Origin of the sequence: Pseudoclavibacter sp. JSM 162008 (assembly GCF_041366455.1) — a bacterium.
In the GTDB taxonomy this organism is placed as follows: domain Bacteria; phylum Actinomycetota; class Actinomycetes; order Actinomycetales; family Microbacteriaceae; genus Pseudoclavibacter.
Map to the genome: position 1 here is coordinate 1 of NZ_JBEWYX010000012.1, position 14815 is coordinate 14815.

Sequence of the window (14815 nt, forward strand, 5' to 3'; positions counted from 1 at the left end):
AGCTCGCCGCAGAGTGTGGGCAGAATGTGGGCACTGGGGCTGCGTCCTAGCCTCGGAGGCCCCGTCTCGCCTGCTATTCCGGGGCACGCGGCGCGGAGCCCCGTAGGGTTCGAGTCCCTCCAGGGGCACGAGTTCTTCGGTGCATCGCAGCGGCCGCAATTCCGCGCCGGCACGAGTGGGTCCGTAGGATCGGACCATGACGACGATCTTCGACGAGCAGAATCGCCCGGAGCCGCCGCTCGGTGAGGATGAGTGGTCGACGCTCAACGGGTTCCTCGACTTCCACCGGGCCACACTCGCCTGGAAGGTGTCAGGGCTCAGCGCGGGTGAGCTTGCGAAGACGCTGTCGCCCAGCACCATGACCCTCGGGGGCCTCGTCAAGCACCTCACGTACGTCGAGGACGACTGGTTCGGCGTCGTCCTCCTCGGTGAGGAGCCGCGTGAACCATGGGCCTCGATCGATTGGAAAGCCACGCCCGACTGGGAGTGGGAGACCGCGCGAGACAGCGAGCCCTCCGAGCTCCTCGCAGCGTGGGAGGCGGCCGTGTCGCGGTCACGAGCCGCCGCAGAGCGCGCTTTCGAGCTCGGCGGCCTCGAGTACGCCGCGGCGAGCGGCTTCTCGGACGGCCGCATCCCGCGGCTGCGGTGGATCCTCATCCACATGGTCGAGGAGTACTCACGACACAACGGGCACGCCGACCTGCTGCGCCAAGCGGTCGACGGAAGCGTCGGCGAGTAGGGACTCCGGCTCCCCGCTGCACACACGTCTCGGCGAGGATCGCCTCCTACCCTTGCGGGCATGACCTCATCGCAGACCTGGCTGATCACCGGCGCCAACCGCGGACTCGGACGCGCCCTCACCATCGCGGCACTCGATGCCGGCCACGACGTCGTCGCCACGGCCCGCGGCCAGCACTCGCTTCCGGCGCACGAACACCTGCTGGTGCTGCCGCTCGACGTCCGCGACCGAGCCGCCGCCGTCGCCGCGGTCGACCAGGCGACAGCCCGGTTCGGCACGATCGACGTGCTGGTGAACAACGCCGGCTACGGGCTCATCGGCACGGCAGAGGAAGTCTCCGAGCAGGAGGCGAGGGGCATCCTGGACACCGACCTGCTCGGCCCGCTCTGGCTCAGTCAGGCGGTGCTGCCCGGGATGCGCGAGCAGGGATCGGGGCACATCGTGCAGGTCTCGACGGTCGGCGCGGTTGGCACCATGCCGACGCTCGGACTCTACAACGCGGCGAAATGGGGCCTCGAGGGCTTCAGCGAGGCCATGGCCGCCGAGGTGACCGGCTTCGGCGTGCGCGTCACGATCGTCGAGCCCGGCGAGCTCCGCACCGACTGGGCCGGCGGCAGCATGCGATTCAGCGAGCCGCTGGCGGCCTACGACGAGCTGCGCACAAGCCTCTTCGGGACGCCGCAGGTGCCGTGGCCGTCTGCGCCGGCCGCCGACGAGCCGCAGTCCAGTGGCACCTCGCCCGCGGACGCCGCGGCGCAGCTCATCGCGCACGTCGCCGACCCGGATGACACGAGGGTGCGGCTGCTCATCGGCGACGACGCCCCACCACAGGTGCACGCCGCCTTGAACGCGAGGCTCGACGAGTATCGCCGCGACCCCCGCTTCCCGAGCTGACGGCCGCGAGGACGAGGCCGCACCGCGGGGTCGGGATCAGGCCTCGTCAGCCACGCGGATCAGCACCTTGCCGACCGCGCCACCCTCGACAGCGTCGTGGGCCTCCGGGGTCTCCTCGAGCGGGAACCACGTGATGGGCAGACCTGCCGACTCCCCCACGGGCAGCGCACCGTCGACGAGCGCCGCCGTCACGTCCTCGGCGGCCGCGTGCAGCGCATCCGGCCCCACCGTGTACAGCAGCAGTCCCTGCCAGCGGACGTTCTTCGCGAAGCTCGCGATGATGGGCACCGTGAACTCGTCGCCGTTGTTGTTCGCGTAGTAGGCGATGCTGCCGTGATTCGCGATGACCTCGACGTCGAGCGCCGCATTCTGCGTCGGCGCGACCTCCACGATGTGGTTGACGCCGTCCGGCGCGAGTTCCTGGATGCGCTCGGCAAGCGAGGAATCGGGGTAGCGCACCACGTGGTGGGCCCCGGCAGCCCGAGCCAGTGCCTCCTTCTCGTCACTGCTGACCGAGGTGATGACCGTCGCACCGGCCCACGCCGCGAGCTGGATCGCCGCGTGCCCGACCGCGCCGGCGCCACCGTGCACGAGCACCGTGCGGCCGGTGAGCGCCCCGGGCGAGAGACGCGCGGGGCCGTGCTCGTGCACGGTCAGTGCCCGGTGCGCCGTCATGGCCGGCACGCCAAGGCTGGCAGCCACATCGAAGCCGATGCCCTCGGGCAGGGCGACGACGCGATCGGCGGGCAGCACCGTGAACTCCTGCGCGGTTCCCGTCGGGCGCTGGTGCGCCGCGAGGTAGACCCAGACGCGGTCGCCGACCGCCAGCCCCGTCACGCCCTCGCCCAGCGCATCCACGACCCCGGCACCGTCCTGGTTCGGCACGACTTCGTCGAAGCCGAGTGCGCTTCCGGCTCCGCCTCCCTCGCGCGCCTTCCAGTCCGTCGGGTTCACGCCCGAGGCGACGACCCTGATGCGCACCTCCCCTGGCCCCGGCTGCGCGACTTCGCGCTCGACCAGGGAGAGGACGTCGGAGGGACCGGTGGATGCGTAGACGATTGCCTTCATACCAAGGTCCAGCACGGCCGAGGCGCGAGGTATTCCCCGCTGGGCCAGCCTCCTCGGCCGATTACCGCGCTCAGCCTGGTTCCCTGGCAGAAGCAGTGACACGATGGCGTCATGAGCAGCGACGACGATGTTCGGCGATTGGCGCTCGCGCTCCCCGAGACCGAGGAGCGCACCGCCTACGGCACTCCGGCGTTCTACGTCGGGAAGAAGATGTTCGCACGCTTCCACGATCAGCCCGGAGTGCTGGTGTGCTGGCGCGCCGATCTGGGTGAGCGCGAGGCGCTCCTGCAGGGCGAGCCGGAAGCGTTCTTCACCACCCCGCATTACGACGGCCACCCGAGCGTGCTCGTGCGGCTCAAGGCGGTGTCCGCGGCGAGACTGGGCGAAGTCCTGCAGGAGGCCTGGCGGGCGAGGGCGACGAAGCGCATCCTCCGCGACGCCGACGCCGACGCCGACGCCGACACCGACTAGGGGCGGTCGCGTCCTTCTCCGACAGCGGCGACCGAGAGCCTTATGATCAGCGGATGGTCAAGGTCATTGCAGTCATCCGTCCCGTCGCGAGCGAGACGATCGAGGCGGAAGCCGACTCCTACGAAGAAGCGAAGTCGAAGATCGAGGCCATGGTGCCCGAAGGGTACGAGCTGCTCTCGGTCCGCTCGACGAAGTAGGCAGCACTGGCACGCCGCAGCCGTCGAAATTGCACACGCAGCGATCCGCACGCGGAGACAGCAATCCGCCCGCCACCGAGAAATCTCGGTGACGGGCGGATAACGCACTTGGCGTTTGACTACACAACCCGCTGCGTGTTCGGACCGCTACTACCACGCGCGATAAACAGATCGAGCAGGTCGAGCGCACCAACGACTCCGACATGGAGCGCCGCAGTGTCGAGTCTGTTCGCGGGAAGAGCCGCCAGATCGCTCGGCACAGTACCGGGCGCCTGGTTCTGACCGTTGATAGTCAGAACCAACACATTGGTGAGTACCGTGAAGAGGCCGTCGAGGAGAACGTTGAGCGGGTTGAAAACCGCATTGAGGACGCCGTTCGGCCGAAGAAGCGTGTCGAGCGCGTCGGTGACGAGGCCACCGAGGCTCCCGAGAAGCGGCCCCAGAAGCGCGCCGAGCGGGATAGGAGCACCAAGAAGCACGAGCGTCGTCGTCGCGGTGCCGGACAGGAATTGCGTCAGCGTGCCGCTGATGCGGAGTCCGGTCGCACCGAGGCCGGTGACGCTTCCTGCCGTGATGTTGAGGGTGACAAGGTCGCCGAGACGCGCGATCAGGTCATCTACGAAGCTGTCGAGGAGCGCCGTTACGGCTCCGGTCGGAAGCGCTGCGTCAGCAAAGAGACGCGTGTTGGGGGCGAGGTTGTTCAGCCACGGCGAGATCTCACCCGTGTAAGCGCCTCCGAGCAAGGCGGCGAGGTCGACGGTTGCGGAGCCGGTACCCAGGTTGAGCTGCAGAGCACTGTTGGCGACGTTCGGGATCGGTGTCGCTGTCAGTGCGGCGGTGTTGACGGAGACCGACACGTTGAGCGCGTCACGGCCGAGGGCCGCAAGCAGCGGCCCAAGGAGCGCAACATCGCCCAGGGTGTCCCAGACGTCATCCGTGGAGATGGTGAGCGTGCCGAGGCTGGTCGTGAGACTCGAGAGCAGGTTGTCGACAACCGTCGACTGAAGCGCGAGGCGCAGGTAGGCGAGCAGGTACTCTCGCGTGAGCTGCTGCGGTGGAGTGCAGGTGGAGTCCGCGAAGTTGCGGCCAGCTGCGGCTCCGATGGAGAGGTTGAGAGCGGTGACCTGCGAGACGAGCGCCGCGGCCGCCGGCGACCCGGTGACGTTCTGGAGGATGGTGTGCAGGTCGAGCTGCGCGAGCTGCGGTACGCCGGTCGAACCGGTGTTGAGGGCAATTGCACCGGTGTTCGAGACTGCTCCAGAGGCACCGATCGACAGACCGGTCTCGCTCGCCGATGCGTACTGGGCGACTACGCCACTGTTCACTCCCGCGAGGCCCGTCAGCACATCGGTGAGCGCAGTTGCGACTCCCCCGAGGTTGACCTGGATGGCGCTCAGCGCGGTTACGGAAAGGGGGTTAGAGACCACGGTCGTTGTGGGGCCGCCGGCGGTCTCGAGCGCGGTCGCGCTCGCCAGCTGCAGGGCACTATTGAGGTTGATGCCGCCGAGCGTACCGCTCACCAGCAGGCCACGCGCCTGAGAGTTGAAAAGAGTTCCCGCTGGAACGCAGGTAGTCGATGCACTCGCGAATGGTGCGGATGCGGCGGCAACGACGAGCGGCGCCGTCCATGCGGCACCGGCGACGATGGAGCGGCGCGTGACGGTCCCGGTGCGTGCCGGAGCAGCCGAGAAGGTGTTCGGCACCTGCGGGGTCTAAGCAGATGATTCTTGGGATGTGCTGGGCATTCGGCGGCACTCTTTCGCTGGGGGACGAATGGCAGTGGGACCACGTGCGTCGGAGACGCTGGGTACTTCGACTCCGAAATCACGCGCTAGGACAAGAACATAGCGCAATACCACAGCATCCTGGATTCTGATCCGCATATCCGCGTCACAGGGGGTGATTCACCCGGATATTCACCCATCTCAACCAACCGAACGGTGAGGGACGTGAAACAGTGCCCTAGTCGAACATCCCGTCGAGCAACCCGCCGATCATGAGCCCTCCGAGCACACCCCCGACGACGTCCCCCATGTCGCCACCACGTCGACCCCCGCGACCGCCGTACCCGCCCTGGTATCCGCCACCGCGCGGCTGGCCCCACTCGTCGTAACCCTGCTGCTGCTGCGGGCGCGACTGGTCGATGTCGCGCTGCGCGAGCTGCAGCGCCTCGCTCGCGAGCGAACCCGCCCGCCGTGCAAGCGACAGGGCCTGCTCACGCTCCTCCTCACCGCCGCGGTAGCTGACGAGCTCGTTCCGGATGCGCTCGGCCTCCGCCAGGCGCGTCCGCGGCGCGGACCCGATCCACCCTCGGTGCCCCGAGATCACGTCGTTCGCGACGGCGATCTGCCGGTCCGCGTCATCGATCACCGTCGCGACCTGCGCCTGCGACGGGATGGGGCGCGCCGCTCGATCCCTCGCCTTCGCCACCGCTTCGTCCAGCGCCGTGTTCGCGGCCCGGAGGCGCGACAGGGACGCGAACGGGTCGGTGCGCTCACCCGCCGGAGGGAGCGAGGCGAGCGCATCGGTGAGCCGCTCGGCTGCCTCCTCGACCTCGCGACTGCGCGGCACGTCTCGCGCCGCGACGAGGTCGCCGCGGGAATCGGCGATGACCGCGGCGAGCGTCGACTCGGCACGAAGCGCCTCGATCTCGTAGTTCTCGACGGCGTCGAGCAGCGTGTGCACTCGCCGCACGGCCTCCGTCGCCGCCTCGAGCGCGAGCCGGGACTGCTCGTTCTGGCCCGCCTCGCGTCGACGCAGCGACACATCGGCGCTGTGCTCGGCGAAGGTGAGCAGCTGCGCCGCCTCCGCCGGGTTGTCGCCGACCTGGTGCAGTGCGGCATCCGAGTACCGGAGCGCAAGCCGATCGATGCTCGCCTGCGCGTCAGGGATGCGCGCCCGGAGACGCTCCGAGTCGCGCTTGACGCCCTCCAGCACGGCTGGGGTCTGACGAACCACCGCGACAGCCTCTTCCAGCACCGACGACTTCTCCTCGAGCAGGCCCATCGCCCACTCGCAGATCTGCACGATGCGCGCGTTCCTGGTGCGCAGCTCCTCTGGTGTGTCCGGGATGTCGTCGACGTTGAGCTGATTGAGGTGGAACGCCTCGCCCATGTACGTGCGCACGTTGACGAGCGTGTCCTTGAGGTCCTGCGTGGCACCTGAGCCGAGCTCCGCTTCGGCGAACGACAGCTCGTCATTCATGAGGCGGATGCGCTCATCGGCGTCGACCAGCGCCACACCCGCCTTCATCGCCAGGTCCTTGTCGTGAGCGTCGATCTCGGCCTGCTGCGCTTGCTTCGCGCGGCGAGCGCGCCCCCAGAATCCAGATGCCATGCCGCAGATTCTAGTTGCGCGTCACCGGGCGAAGCTGGCGATGTTCACCGCCGGCGGAGCGACCCGCGGCGCGGCTCAGTACCAGATGCCAGGAGCGGGCTCCGGCGAGACCCGCAGCAGGCGCGCGGCCTGAGCGCTCGCGCCGTCCGTGAGCTCGCTGAGCACCCCCGCCGCGCGAAGCCCGGCAGGGGCGACCCCACCGAGCAGGAGCGACGAGAGGACATCCACGCGCAGGCGCACCGCGGGCACCTCCTCCGGGAGGCGCTCGACCGCCTCGACGCTTCCGGCCCCGTCCGAGGCGACGGTGAGAAGGAAAGACCCGTCCGCGAATCCGAGCGCATCCTCGACCTCCAGGCCGAGCACTCCCGGCGACGCGTAGCTTCGCGCCTCCAGCGCCGCCCTCACATCGAGGATGCGCAGCCACTGGTGATCCGTCGTCGTGACGGTCGCCGCCCGCTGGTCGCCGAGCATCCACCGGACCGGCTCGTCCACGGCGACATGCTCGGCCTTGACGGTGGAGACGAGGTCCGCCTCGAGGAAGAAGCGCCAGAGGGCCGCGTACGCGTCATCGCTCACCGTGCGGAGGAACTCGACGCTCAGCGTGTGGCTCGCGTAGTCGTGGTCGCCGCCCTCGTACTTGAAGAGCGCCGCACCCTGCAGCTCGCCGGACTCCGACGTGTAGGTGATGGCTCGCAGCTTCTTGCCCTCACCCTCCTCGTCGTGCACCGTTCCTGCGAGGCGCGGCCACATGCCGTCCCACCCCTCGATCTCGCCGACCGTCGACGTCCGGGCGGTGTCGAAGAGGCCCGCGATCTGCTCCACCCACTGCTCGCGGCCGACGTAGTCGACGCGGCCACTCGGCGCGGGGCCGCTCCATCGCACACGGCGGGTGTCGATGCTGAGATTCGCCGCGAAGGTCGCGGGCCCGAATCCGAAGCGCCCGTAGATCGTCGACTCGGAGACGGTGAGCGCCGCGAGCGGGATGCCGAGCGCAGCCGCCGTGCGCAGCTCGCCTTCGAGCAGGTTCCTGGCGATCCCCCGCCTGCGGCGCGCCTGCGAGACAGTGACGGAGCTGATCGCCCACACGCGGAGCTGGGTGCACCCGGGCAGCGTGAGCTCGGCCGGCCACGAGCTCGTGGTCGCGACGGGCTCATCCGCCTGGGGAGCGGAATCGTCCCAGACGCCAGTCGTGCGCCGGTAGCCGAGCGACGCCCGCATGCCCTCGAGGTGCTTCTCGCTGGGCTCCGCAGCGAGGAACCCGCGCAGGTCCGCACGCGCCCAGGCGGCGAAGCCAGCTGCGTCGCTCGCGTCCAGCGTCTCGTAGCGCAAGCCGGACTCGGCGAGCTTCGCCTTCGAGGTCTCGTCGATCGGGAAGCGCGTGAAATCTTCAACTGCAGACATGACTCCAGCGTAGGTCCCGCCCGTCAGCTACGTCCTGAAGGCGGTCTGGAGCGGCGATTCGAGCCGGCGCACCGGTGCCGCACTGGACCAGGCGGAGGCCACGTGACATTATCTGCGTATGCATGCAGATAAGCAGACATCGACGGGTGCCTCGCACGGTCCCGCCGACACCGCACCGCTCGTCGAGCTGGACAGCCCCACCGTCGAACTCGCGGCCGAGGTCTTCGGGATGCTCGCCGACGCCACCCGCGTGCGCATCGTGCTGGTCCTGAACACGGGCGAGCACGCCGTCAACGACCTCGCCGAAGCCGTCGGGAAGACGCCGGCGAGCGTCTCGCAGCACCTCGCGAAGCTGCGACTCGCGAGGATCGTCGCGACCAGACAAGAAGGGACACGCGTCTTCTACCGGCTCATCAACGGGCACGCCAGGCGTCTCGTCGCGGATGCCATCTTCCAGGCCGAGCACTCCGTCGCCGGAGTCGGTGGCGCCGACGCTATCCCGCCGCATCACCGGAACGACGACGCGCGCGGACCGGTCACCGCTGGAGACTCTGATGCGTGAGCTGCTCGAGAACCGGGCGTTCCGGCACCTCTTCGGGGCGCAGGTCGTCGCCCTTGTCGGGACGGGCCTCCTCACGGTCGCGCTCGGCCTCCTCGCGTTCGACCTCGCAGGCGGCGACGCCGGCATCGTGCTCGGCACGGCGCTCACGATCAAGATGATCGCCTACGTCATGGTCTCCCCGGTCATGGCCGCGGTGACGAGCCGGTGGTCGAGGAAGCGAGTCCTCATCTCGGCCGACCTCATCCGCGCCGCCATCGCTCTCGGACTGCCGTTCGTGGGCGAGGTCTGGCAGGTCTACCTGCTGATCTTCGTGTTGCAGGCGGCGTCGGCGACCTTCACGCCGACGTTCCAGGCCGTGATCCCCGACGTGCTCCCGGACGAGCGCCGCTACACACGCGCGCTCTCACTCTCCCGCCTCGCCTACGACCTCGAGGCGCTCGCAAGCCCCGTCCTCGCAGCCCTCCTGCTGACGGTCGTCACCTACAACTCCCTGTTCGTCGGCACCGTCGTCGGCTTTCTCGTCTCGGCGACCCTGGTCGCCGCGACCAGGTTCCCGAGCGTCGCGCTCGCCGCGCCAAGCCCCTTCCTCGCTCGACTGACCGCGGGCATCCGAGTCTTCTGGCGCACCCGCGACCTCAGGGCGCTCCTGGCACTGAACCTGGCGGTCGCCGCCGGGACGGCGATGGTCATCGTCAACTCCGTCGTGCTCGTGCAGGCGCAGCTCGGGCGGCCGCAGTCCGACCTCGCCGTGCTGCTCGCGTGTTCCGGTGCGGGGTCCATGCTCGTCGCGCTCGGCCTGCCGCGCGTGCTGGAGCGAGTCTCCGACCGCAGGGTGATGCTCGCAGGTGCCGCGCTGGTCCCCGTCAGCCTCCTCGCTGCGGCCGGCGCCCTCTCGACCGCGAGCGAACTGGGGTGGATGCTCGCCCTCCCGGTGTGGGCGCTCCTCGGCGCGGCCACCTCACTCGTGTTGACCCCGTCGTCTCGCCTCCTGCGCCGGGCGGCGTCGAGCGATGAGCGGCCGGCCGTCTTCGCGGCGCAGTTCTCGCTCTCGCATGCCTGCTACATCCTCTGCTATCCGGCGGCGGGTTTCCTCGGCGCCGGGCTCGGGCTCGCGCCGACCGCCGTGGTGCTCGGCGGGGTCAGCCTTGCCGCGACGGTCGTCGCCGCCCTGACCTGGGCAGGTCGTGACGCGCACGATCGACGCCTGGAGCCCGCCCGGGACTGAGCCCGCGCCGCGCTCGCCGTCTCAGGCCCGCAGCTGTCCCTCATCCTGCGACTGCGGCTTCGACCGCGCGGCCGCGATGATCTGCCTGGCCGCGACATCCGCGCCCGCAAGCAGTGGCGACGGCTTGCCCGGGGTCGCCCCGATCGCGCTGCCAGGCTGCGTGCTGAGCGCCGGTATTCCGAGCACGACGACACGCTCGTCCACGGAGCCGTCGCCGCGCACGAGGTTGAGGCCTGGCGCGCGATCGTCCAGTACTGCCCCCGTCGCCTCCATGCTGTCCGTCTCCACGTCGACACCGTCCCGCGAGCGCCGCGTGTGCACGCGGGCGCGACCGGAGTCGAGCAGTGCTCGGAGCAGCGGGTCGTTCGTGGCGGGCACCTTGCCCTTGGACATGCGGGGCTCGATGAGCGCGCGGGTCCGGACGACGACGCCGGTGATCGCCGAGCGGGCGACGAACTCGCCCGCCGCCTCGTCGAGGGAGACCTCGGTCTCCGGCCCGGTGAGGCGGAGGATCCCGGCGTCGATGAGCGAGAGGACCTCGCGGGTGCGCCCCGAGGGCGGGCCGGATGCGAGGAACAGGCCGTCGGCGTTGAACCACCCCTCGAAGTCCAGGACCGCGGATCGCCCTTCGAGGACGCCGGCGGCGGAGAGCCGTCCGGCCTGGCCCCGGAGTGCGCCCATCGCGCGGTTGACGGCGGCGCGCGGGTGCGTGTCCGGGGATGACATCGAGCCGAGTTCCGCCTCGACGAGCTGCGCGACCTGCCGCGCCCACTGCTCTGCCGTGACCTGCTCGCCTCGCGTGGGCCGGCGGAGGGAGTCGATCGTGAAGGCGTGCGCTCCATCGTCCAGGTCCTGGTCGATCGATGCGGTGAGCACCGCGTCGAGAGCGGCCACGTCCTGCGCACCGTCGAGTTCCTCGAGGGCGGCCTCCAACGGCACCAGCATCGCTTCCGGGGCCCACCCGGCGAGTGCCGTCAGGTACGCGACGGCGAGCTCTCGGGCGATCCCGGGCCACACGTCTCGGCGGAAGTCGAGCGACGCGGGTTCCGTCGCTGCGAGCGCGTCGAACCAGGCGCGGTCAGCTGTGCGGGCGGAGAAGGGCGTCGCTTCCGCCCAACCGTCGGCCTTCGCGCGATAGGGCACGCCTCGGCGCGAGCCGGCGTGTAGGATCGGCTCCCGGCCGGAGGGCAGGTACCGCAGTCTGCCCCTCGTGTCGCCCGCGATGGGCTCGAACCTGCCGCCGCGGCCCGCCGTGAGCACGGCGACGACATCGAAGAAGTTCGCGCCGAGGCCGCGGACGATGACGTGCTCGCCCTCGGGGACGGCCGACCAGTCCTGCTCGGCCGGCATCCCCGGTGCAATGTAGACGAGGCCCCGCTCGCGAGCGGCTCGCTCGAACCGCTCCGTCTCCTCGCTCGGCAGCGCCTGCACCATGCCCTGGGCGAGCACCACGACCGACGCCGTCAGCTCGGTGCCGTCGGAGAGGACCACGGTGCGCGTCTCGGCACCGTCGCCTCGCACATCCACGGCCGTCCCCTCGATGCGAGTGACGCTGACGTCCCCGCTCGCTTCGGCGGCCTCCAGCTGCTCGCGGAAGTAGATGCCCTGCAGGCGTCTCGAAGGGAAGCTCCCGGGCCGGACGGCTCGGGCTTCGTCCAGGACCCACGGGGTGGGGTGCTCGCCGCGCTGCACGATCGCCTCCGCCCAGTCGACGAGGTCTGGGCCTGGCACCACGGGCCCGGACATCCTGGTCGACTCGTCGGCGTGGATGGTCGTCGAACCGGATGTCGTGTTGTTGAGGAACTCGGCCGGCTGGTCGATGCGCCAGGTCGCCCCGGCGCCGACGTCGATCGCGTCGACGATGGCCAGGTGGATGCGCGTCGCGGGCCGGCGAGCCGCCACCCGGAGCGCCGTGGCGACGGCGCGCGGCCCTCCCCCGACGATGACGGCGTCGAACATCAGATGCGGTACTCCAGGTCGTCCTCGACGACGGGGCGCACCTCGACGAAGCCTTCGCGCTCCTCGACCGTCACGCGCAGTCCGTAGACCTGCTTGAGCGTGTCCTCCTGCAGCGCCTCGGCTGGCGTGCCGCTCTTGATGATCGTGCCCTGGTCGAGCATGACGATCTGGTCGCAGAAGCGGCCGGCGTGGTTGAGGTCGTGGATGGCGATGAGCGCCGTGATGCCCTTCGTGCGTGTGATGCGGCGCACGATCTGCAGCGTCTCGATCTGGTAGCGCAGGTCGAGGGCGCTCGTCGGCTCGTCGAGCAGCAGCACCTTCGGGTCCTGCGCGAGCGCCCTGGCCACGAGCACGCGTTGCGCCTGCCCTCCGGAAAGCTCCGACATGTTGCGGTCGACGAGCTCGTCGAGGTTGAGCAGCGTGATGGCGTCCTGCACGTGGCGCCAGTCCTCGGCACCGGGGGCCATGCCGTAGTGCGGGGTGCGGCCGAGGAGCACCGCCTCCCGCACGGTCAGATCGAACGGAGCCTCGCCGGACTGCGGCACGTAGGCCACCGTCCGGGCGTGCTCGCGCCTCCCGAGGCTCAGCACATCCGTGCCGTCGAACGTGACGGTGCCCTCGCTGGGCTTGTGCACGCGGGCGATGACCTTCGTGAGCGTCGACTTGCCGGAGCCGTTGGGGCCGAGGAGCGCGCAGAACGTGCCGTCCTGCACCTCGAGGCTCACACCCTTCAGCACCTTGTGCTTGCCGTAGGCGAACTCGATGCCGTCGATCGTCAGGCTCATTTGAGGGCCGTCTTCCTCGTGAGGATGAGCTGGATGAAGATGGGCGCGCCGATGAAGGCGACGACGATGCCGACGGGGATGACGGCGGGCGCGAGGATCGTGCGCCCGACCGTGTCGGCGACGAGCAGAAGGAGGCCGCCGGTGACCACCGAGAACGGGATGAGGTAACGGTGGTCCGCGCCGATGATGAGGCGCGCGATGTGCGGCCCGACGAGGCCCACGAAGCCGATGACGCCGCAGAAGCTCACGATGACCGCGGCGAGGACAACCGCCACGATGATGAGCCCGACGCGAAGCGCCTGCACGTTCACGCCGAGGCTCTTCGCGGCGTCGTCACCGGCGAAGGCGACGGCGTTGAGGTCCTTCGCGAACCACAGCACGAACGGGATCGTCGCGAGCACGAGGATCCCGACCGTCTGCACGTCCCCCCAGGTCGCGTCGTTCACCGAGCCGAATGTCCATCGCACGATCGCCTGCAGCGTGTTCTCGTTGGCCGTGAACTGCAGGGCGGCGGTGAGCGCCTCGAAGAGCTGCGTGATGGCGATGCCGAGCAGCAGCAGGGTGGCGATCGCCATTCCCTTGGCGGATGCGAGGCCGAGCACGAGCGCAGACACGGCGAGGGAGACGACCAGCGCGCTCGCGATGATCGCCCACGACGGGAGGGTCGTGCCGCCCGCGATGGTGATCGCGAGGGCTGCGCCGAACGCGGCCGCGGGCGAGACGCCGAGGGTGAAGGGGCTGACCAGCGGGTTGCGCAGCAGCCCCTGCATGAGCACGCCGGACAGCGAGAGTCCCGCGCCGGCGGCGAAGGCCAGCAGCACACGCGGCAGGCGCAGCTCCGTCACGATCGAGAACTTCTGGGCGAAGTCGTTCTCGAGCGTGCCGCCGAAGATCGACAGCACGACCGCGGCCCAGACGTCCCCGAACGTGACGCCCGCCGTGCCGATCGTGACGGCGGCGATGATCGCGAGCGCGCTCACGATCAGGCCGCCGACGATCGCGAGCCGTTTGACGTTGGCGCGCTTGCGCTCGCTCGACGCGACCGCGTTCTGCTCGCCGGCCGAGCCCGTGCCGGCCTCTGGTGTCGCGACCGTCACTACGCGCCCGCCTGGTACTGCTGGATGTACTCGCTGGCACCGGGGAAGTCGGTGTCCTGGAAGTCGACGACCCAGCGCTCGAGGAACTCGTCGGGGTTGACGTCGGAGAACTCCTCCGGGTGCAGCCACTTCGCCAGGTAGAGGGCGCCGATGGACTTCGCGACGGCGCTGGTCGCCCATCCGTTCGCGAGGTACACCTCACCGTTCTTGATGGCGTCGACGTTCGACCAGCCCGGGCGGGCCGTGATCTCCGCGCCGAGCGAGTCGAAGCGCTCCTGGCCGGTCGGCGTGGCGCTTGGTTCGAACTCGTGCACGATGACGGCGGGGTTGCGGGTGACGACCTCGGCGGGGTCGACCGTGATCTCCTCCTGCTCGTCACCGCCGCCTGCGGCGTTCTCGAACACGTTGGTGCCGCCGGCCGCCTCGATGATCGCGTGGAAGCCGGAGCCGGGGAGCACCGTCAGGTACGGGTCGACCGTCTCCCAGTACACGGGCACGGGCTCGACGCCCTCGGTGCGCTCCGCGACGACGTCGAGGATCTCGCTCGAGAAGTCGGTGACCGCCTGCGCGCCCTCTTCCTTCTGGAAGACCTGTCCGAGGAGGCTCACCGTCTCGTCGAAGACCGCGTAGTCCCACGCGGTCGCGACGACGACGGGGATGCCGAACGACTCGAGCTGCTCTGCAGCCTCGCGCCAGACGGCGTTGCGGGGCATGATGACGACGTCGGGGTCGAGTTCGGCGACCGCCTCGTAGTTGATCTGGTCGAGGCCCTCGGCGATGACGTCTGCCTCGTCGACCGGCAGGTACGGGAGGCGGTTGATGGAGGCGCGGTCGACGCCGACGACCGTGTCGCCCGCGCCGATCGCACGCACGAACTCGTTGCCGTAGCTGTTGAGCACGACCGCGCGCTCGACGGGTCCGTCGATGGTGACCTCGCGGTCCTGGTCGTCGATGACGGTGATCGTCTCGGCGTCGGCCCCGCCCTCGGGGGTGACGGTGCCGCAGCCTGTGAGCAGCAGCGTGCTGGCGACGAGGGCCGCGATGGCGGCGGGAAGTCGACGTGCGATGGGCATAGGGGAAC

General features: G+C 69.9%; 14 protein-coding genes. 6 read left to right on the forward strand and 8 right to left on the reverse strand.

Going from position 1 to position 14815, the window contains the following annotated elements:
• Positions 1 to 196 precede the first annotated feature (196 nt).
• Both ABVF28_RS11015 and ABVF28_RS11020 read left to right on the forward strand, forming a co-directional pair.
• Positions 197 to 739, forward strand: a complete 543-nt coding sequence (locus ABVF28_RS11015) for a DinB family protein (RefSeq protein ID WP_371030490.1) — start codon at positions 197 to 199, stop codon at positions 737 to 739.
• Between the two features lie 60 nt (positions 740 to 799).
• The gene (locus ABVF28_RS11020; protein WP_371030491.1) at positions 800 to 1633 is read left to right on the forward strand and encodes an SDR family NAD(P)-dependent oxidoreductase; all 834 of its coding nucleotides are present in this window, start codon (positions 800 to 802) and stop codon (positions 1631 to 1633) included.
• 36 nt (positions 1634 to 1669) lie between these two features.
• Here ABVF28_RS11020 and ABVF28_RS11025 read toward each other — a convergent pair whose 3' ends face one another.
• Positions 1670 to 2701, reverse strand: a complete 1032-nt coding sequence (locus tag ABVF28_RS11025) for an NADPH:quinone reductase (RefSeq protein WP_371030492.1) — start codon at positions 2699 to 2701, stop codon at positions 1670 to 1672.
• A gap of 111 nt (positions 2702 to 2812) precedes the next feature.
• Between ABVF28_RS11025 and ABVF28_RS11030 the strand changes: the two genes are divergently transcribed.
• Positions 2813 to 3172 carry an MmcQ/YjbR family DNA-binding protein gene (locus ABVF28_RS11030; protein WP_371030493.1) on the forward strand — a complete coding sequence of 120 codons (360 nt, stop codon included), beginning with the start codon at positions 2813 to 2815 and terminating at the stop codon, positions 3170 to 3172.
• A 53-nt stretch (positions 3173 to 3225) separates the two neighbouring features.
• A complete protein-coding gene (locus ABVF28_RS11035) occupies positions 3226 to 3369 on the forward strand; it encodes a hypothetical protein (RefSeq protein ID WP_167516459.1) in 144 nt (47 codons plus the stop codon).
• A 119-nt stretch (positions 3370 to 3488) separates the two neighbouring features.
• Here the strand turns inward: ABVF28_RS11035 and ABVF28_RS11040 are convergent, their stop codons facing one another.
• The 3 genes from ABVF28_RS11040 to ABVF28_RS11050 all read right to left on the reverse strand — a co-directional run bounded on the left by ABVF28_RS11040 (position 3489) and on the right by ABVF28_RS11050 (position 8106).
• Complete coding sequence (locus tag ABVF28_RS11040) at positions 3489 to 5072, reverse strand: choice-of-anchor G family protein (protein ID WP_371030494.1); 1584 nt, start codon at positions 5070 to 5072, stop codon at positions 3489 to 3491.
• Between the two features lie 259 nt (positions 5073 to 5331).
• Positions 5332 to 6705 (reverse strand): hypothetical protein, encoded by a 1374-nt coding sequence (locus ABVF28_RS11045; protein ID WP_371030495.1) that lies wholly within the window; start codon positions 6703 to 6705, stop codon positions 5332 to 5334.
• A gap of 75 nt (positions 6706 to 6780) precedes the next feature.
• Complete coding sequence (locus ABVF28_RS11050; protein ID WP_371030496.1) at positions 6781 to 8106, reverse strand: GNAT family N-acetyltransferase; 1326 nt, start codon at positions 8104 to 8106, stop codon at positions 6781 to 6783.
• A 118-nt stretch (positions 8107 to 8224) separates the two neighbouring features.
• Between ABVF28_RS11050 and ABVF28_RS11055 the strand changes: the two genes are divergently transcribed.
• Positions 8225 to 8668, forward strand: a complete 444-nt coding sequence (locus ABVF28_RS11055) for an ArsR/SmtB family transcription factor (RefSeq protein WP_371030497.1) — start codon at positions 8225 to 8227, stop codon at positions 8666 to 8668.
• Positions 8661 to 9893: an MFS transporter gene (locus ABVF28_RS11060; protein ID WP_371030498.1), complete on the forward strand. Its 1233-nt coding sequence runs from the start codon at positions 8661 to 8663 to the stop codon at positions 9891 to 9893. The genes ABVF28_RS11055 and ABVF28_RS11060 overlap by 8 nt, the downstream gene beginning before the upstream one ends.
• Positions 9894 to 9914: 21 nt before the next feature.
• On the opposite strand, the gene ABVF28_RS11065 is transcribed toward ABVF28_RS11060, so the two are convergent.
• From ABVF28_RS11065 to ABVF28_RS11080, 4 genes are read right to left on the reverse strand one after another with little or no spacing between them, the layout of a single operon-like run.
• On the reverse strand, positions 9915 to 11852 hold the full coding sequence (locus ABVF28_RS11065; protein ID WP_371030499.1) for an FAD/NAD(P)-binding protein: 1938 nt from the start codon (positions 11850 to 11852) through the stop codon (positions 9915 to 9917).
• On the reverse strand, positions 11852 to 12637 hold the full coding sequence (locus ABVF28_RS11070; protein ID WP_104253794.1) for an ABC transporter ATP-binding protein: 786 nt from the start codon (positions 12635 to 12637) through the stop codon (positions 11852 to 11854). The genes ABVF28_RS11065 and ABVF28_RS11070 overlap by 1 nt, the downstream gene beginning before the upstream one ends.
• Positions 12634 to 13734, reverse strand: coding sequence for a FecCD family ABC transporter permease (locus tag ABVF28_RS11075; RefSeq protein ID WP_371030500.1), 1101 nt, complete (start codon positions 13732 to 13734; stop codon positions 12634 to 12636). Before ABVF28_RS11075 ends, ABVF28_RS11070 begins: the two co-directional genes overlap by 4 nt.
• Positions 13734 to 14807, reverse strand: a complete 1074-nt coding sequence (locus tag ABVF28_RS11080) for an ABC transporter substrate-binding protein (RefSeq protein ID WP_211890101.1) — start codon at positions 14805 to 14807, stop codon at positions 13734 to 13736. Before ABVF28_RS11080 ends, ABVF28_RS11075 begins: the two co-directional genes overlap by 1 nt.
• Between the last annotated feature and the right edge of the window lie 8 nt (positions 14808 to 14815).

Excerpts from the sequence above, each read along its gene's own strand:
- ABVF28_RS11015 (WP_371030490.1), top strand. The coding sequence starts at position 197 with ATGACGACGATCTTCGACGAGCAGAATCGCCCGGAGCCGCCGCTCGGT.
- ABVF28_RS11020 (WP_371030491.1), top strand. The coding sequence starts at position 800 with ATGACCTCATCGCAGACCTGGCTGATCACCGGCGCCAACCGCGGACTC.
- ABVF28_RS11025 (WP_371030492.1), bottom strand. The coding sequence starts at position 2,701 with ATGAAGGCAATCGTCTACGCATCCACCGGTCCCTCCGACGTCCTCTCC.
- ABVF28_RS11030 (WP_371030493.1), top strand. The coding sequence starts at position 2,813 with ATGAGCAGCGACGACGATGTTCGGCGATTGGCGCTCGCGCTCCCCGAG.
- ABVF28_RS11035 (WP_167516459.1), top strand. The coding sequence starts at position 3,226 with ATGGTCAAGGTCATTGCAGTCATCCGTCCCGTCGCGAGCGAGACGATC.
- ABVF28_RS11045 (WP_371030495.1), bottom strand. The coding sequence starts at position 6,705 with ATGGCATCTGGATTCTGGGGGCGCGCTCGCCGCGCGAAGCAAGCGCAG.
- ABVF28_RS11050 (WP_371030496.1), bottom strand. The coding sequence starts at position 8,106 with ATGTCTGCAGTTGAAGATTTCACGCGCTTCCCGATCGACGAGACCTCG.
- ABVF28_RS11055 (WP_371030497.1), top strand. The coding sequence starts at position 8,225 with ATGCATGCAGATAAGCAGACATCGACGGGTGCCTCGCACGGTCCCGCC.
- ABVF28_RS11060 (WP_371030498.1), top strand. The coding sequence starts at position 8,661 with ATGCGTGAGCTGCTCGAGAACCGGGCGTTCCGGCACCTCTTCGGGGCG.
- ABVF28_RS11065 (WP_371030499.1), bottom strand. The coding sequence starts at position 11,852 with ATGTTCGACGCCGTCATCGTCGGGGGAGGGCCGCGCGCCGTCGCCACG.
- ABVF28_RS11070 (WP_104253794.1), bottom strand. The coding sequence starts at position 12,637 with ATGAGCCTGACGATCGACGGCATCGAGTTCGCCTACGGCAAGCACAAG.
- ABVF28_RS11080 (WP_211890101.1), bottom strand. The coding sequence starts at position 14,807 with ATGCCCATCGCACGTCGACTTCCCGCCGCCATCGCGGCCCTCGTCGCC.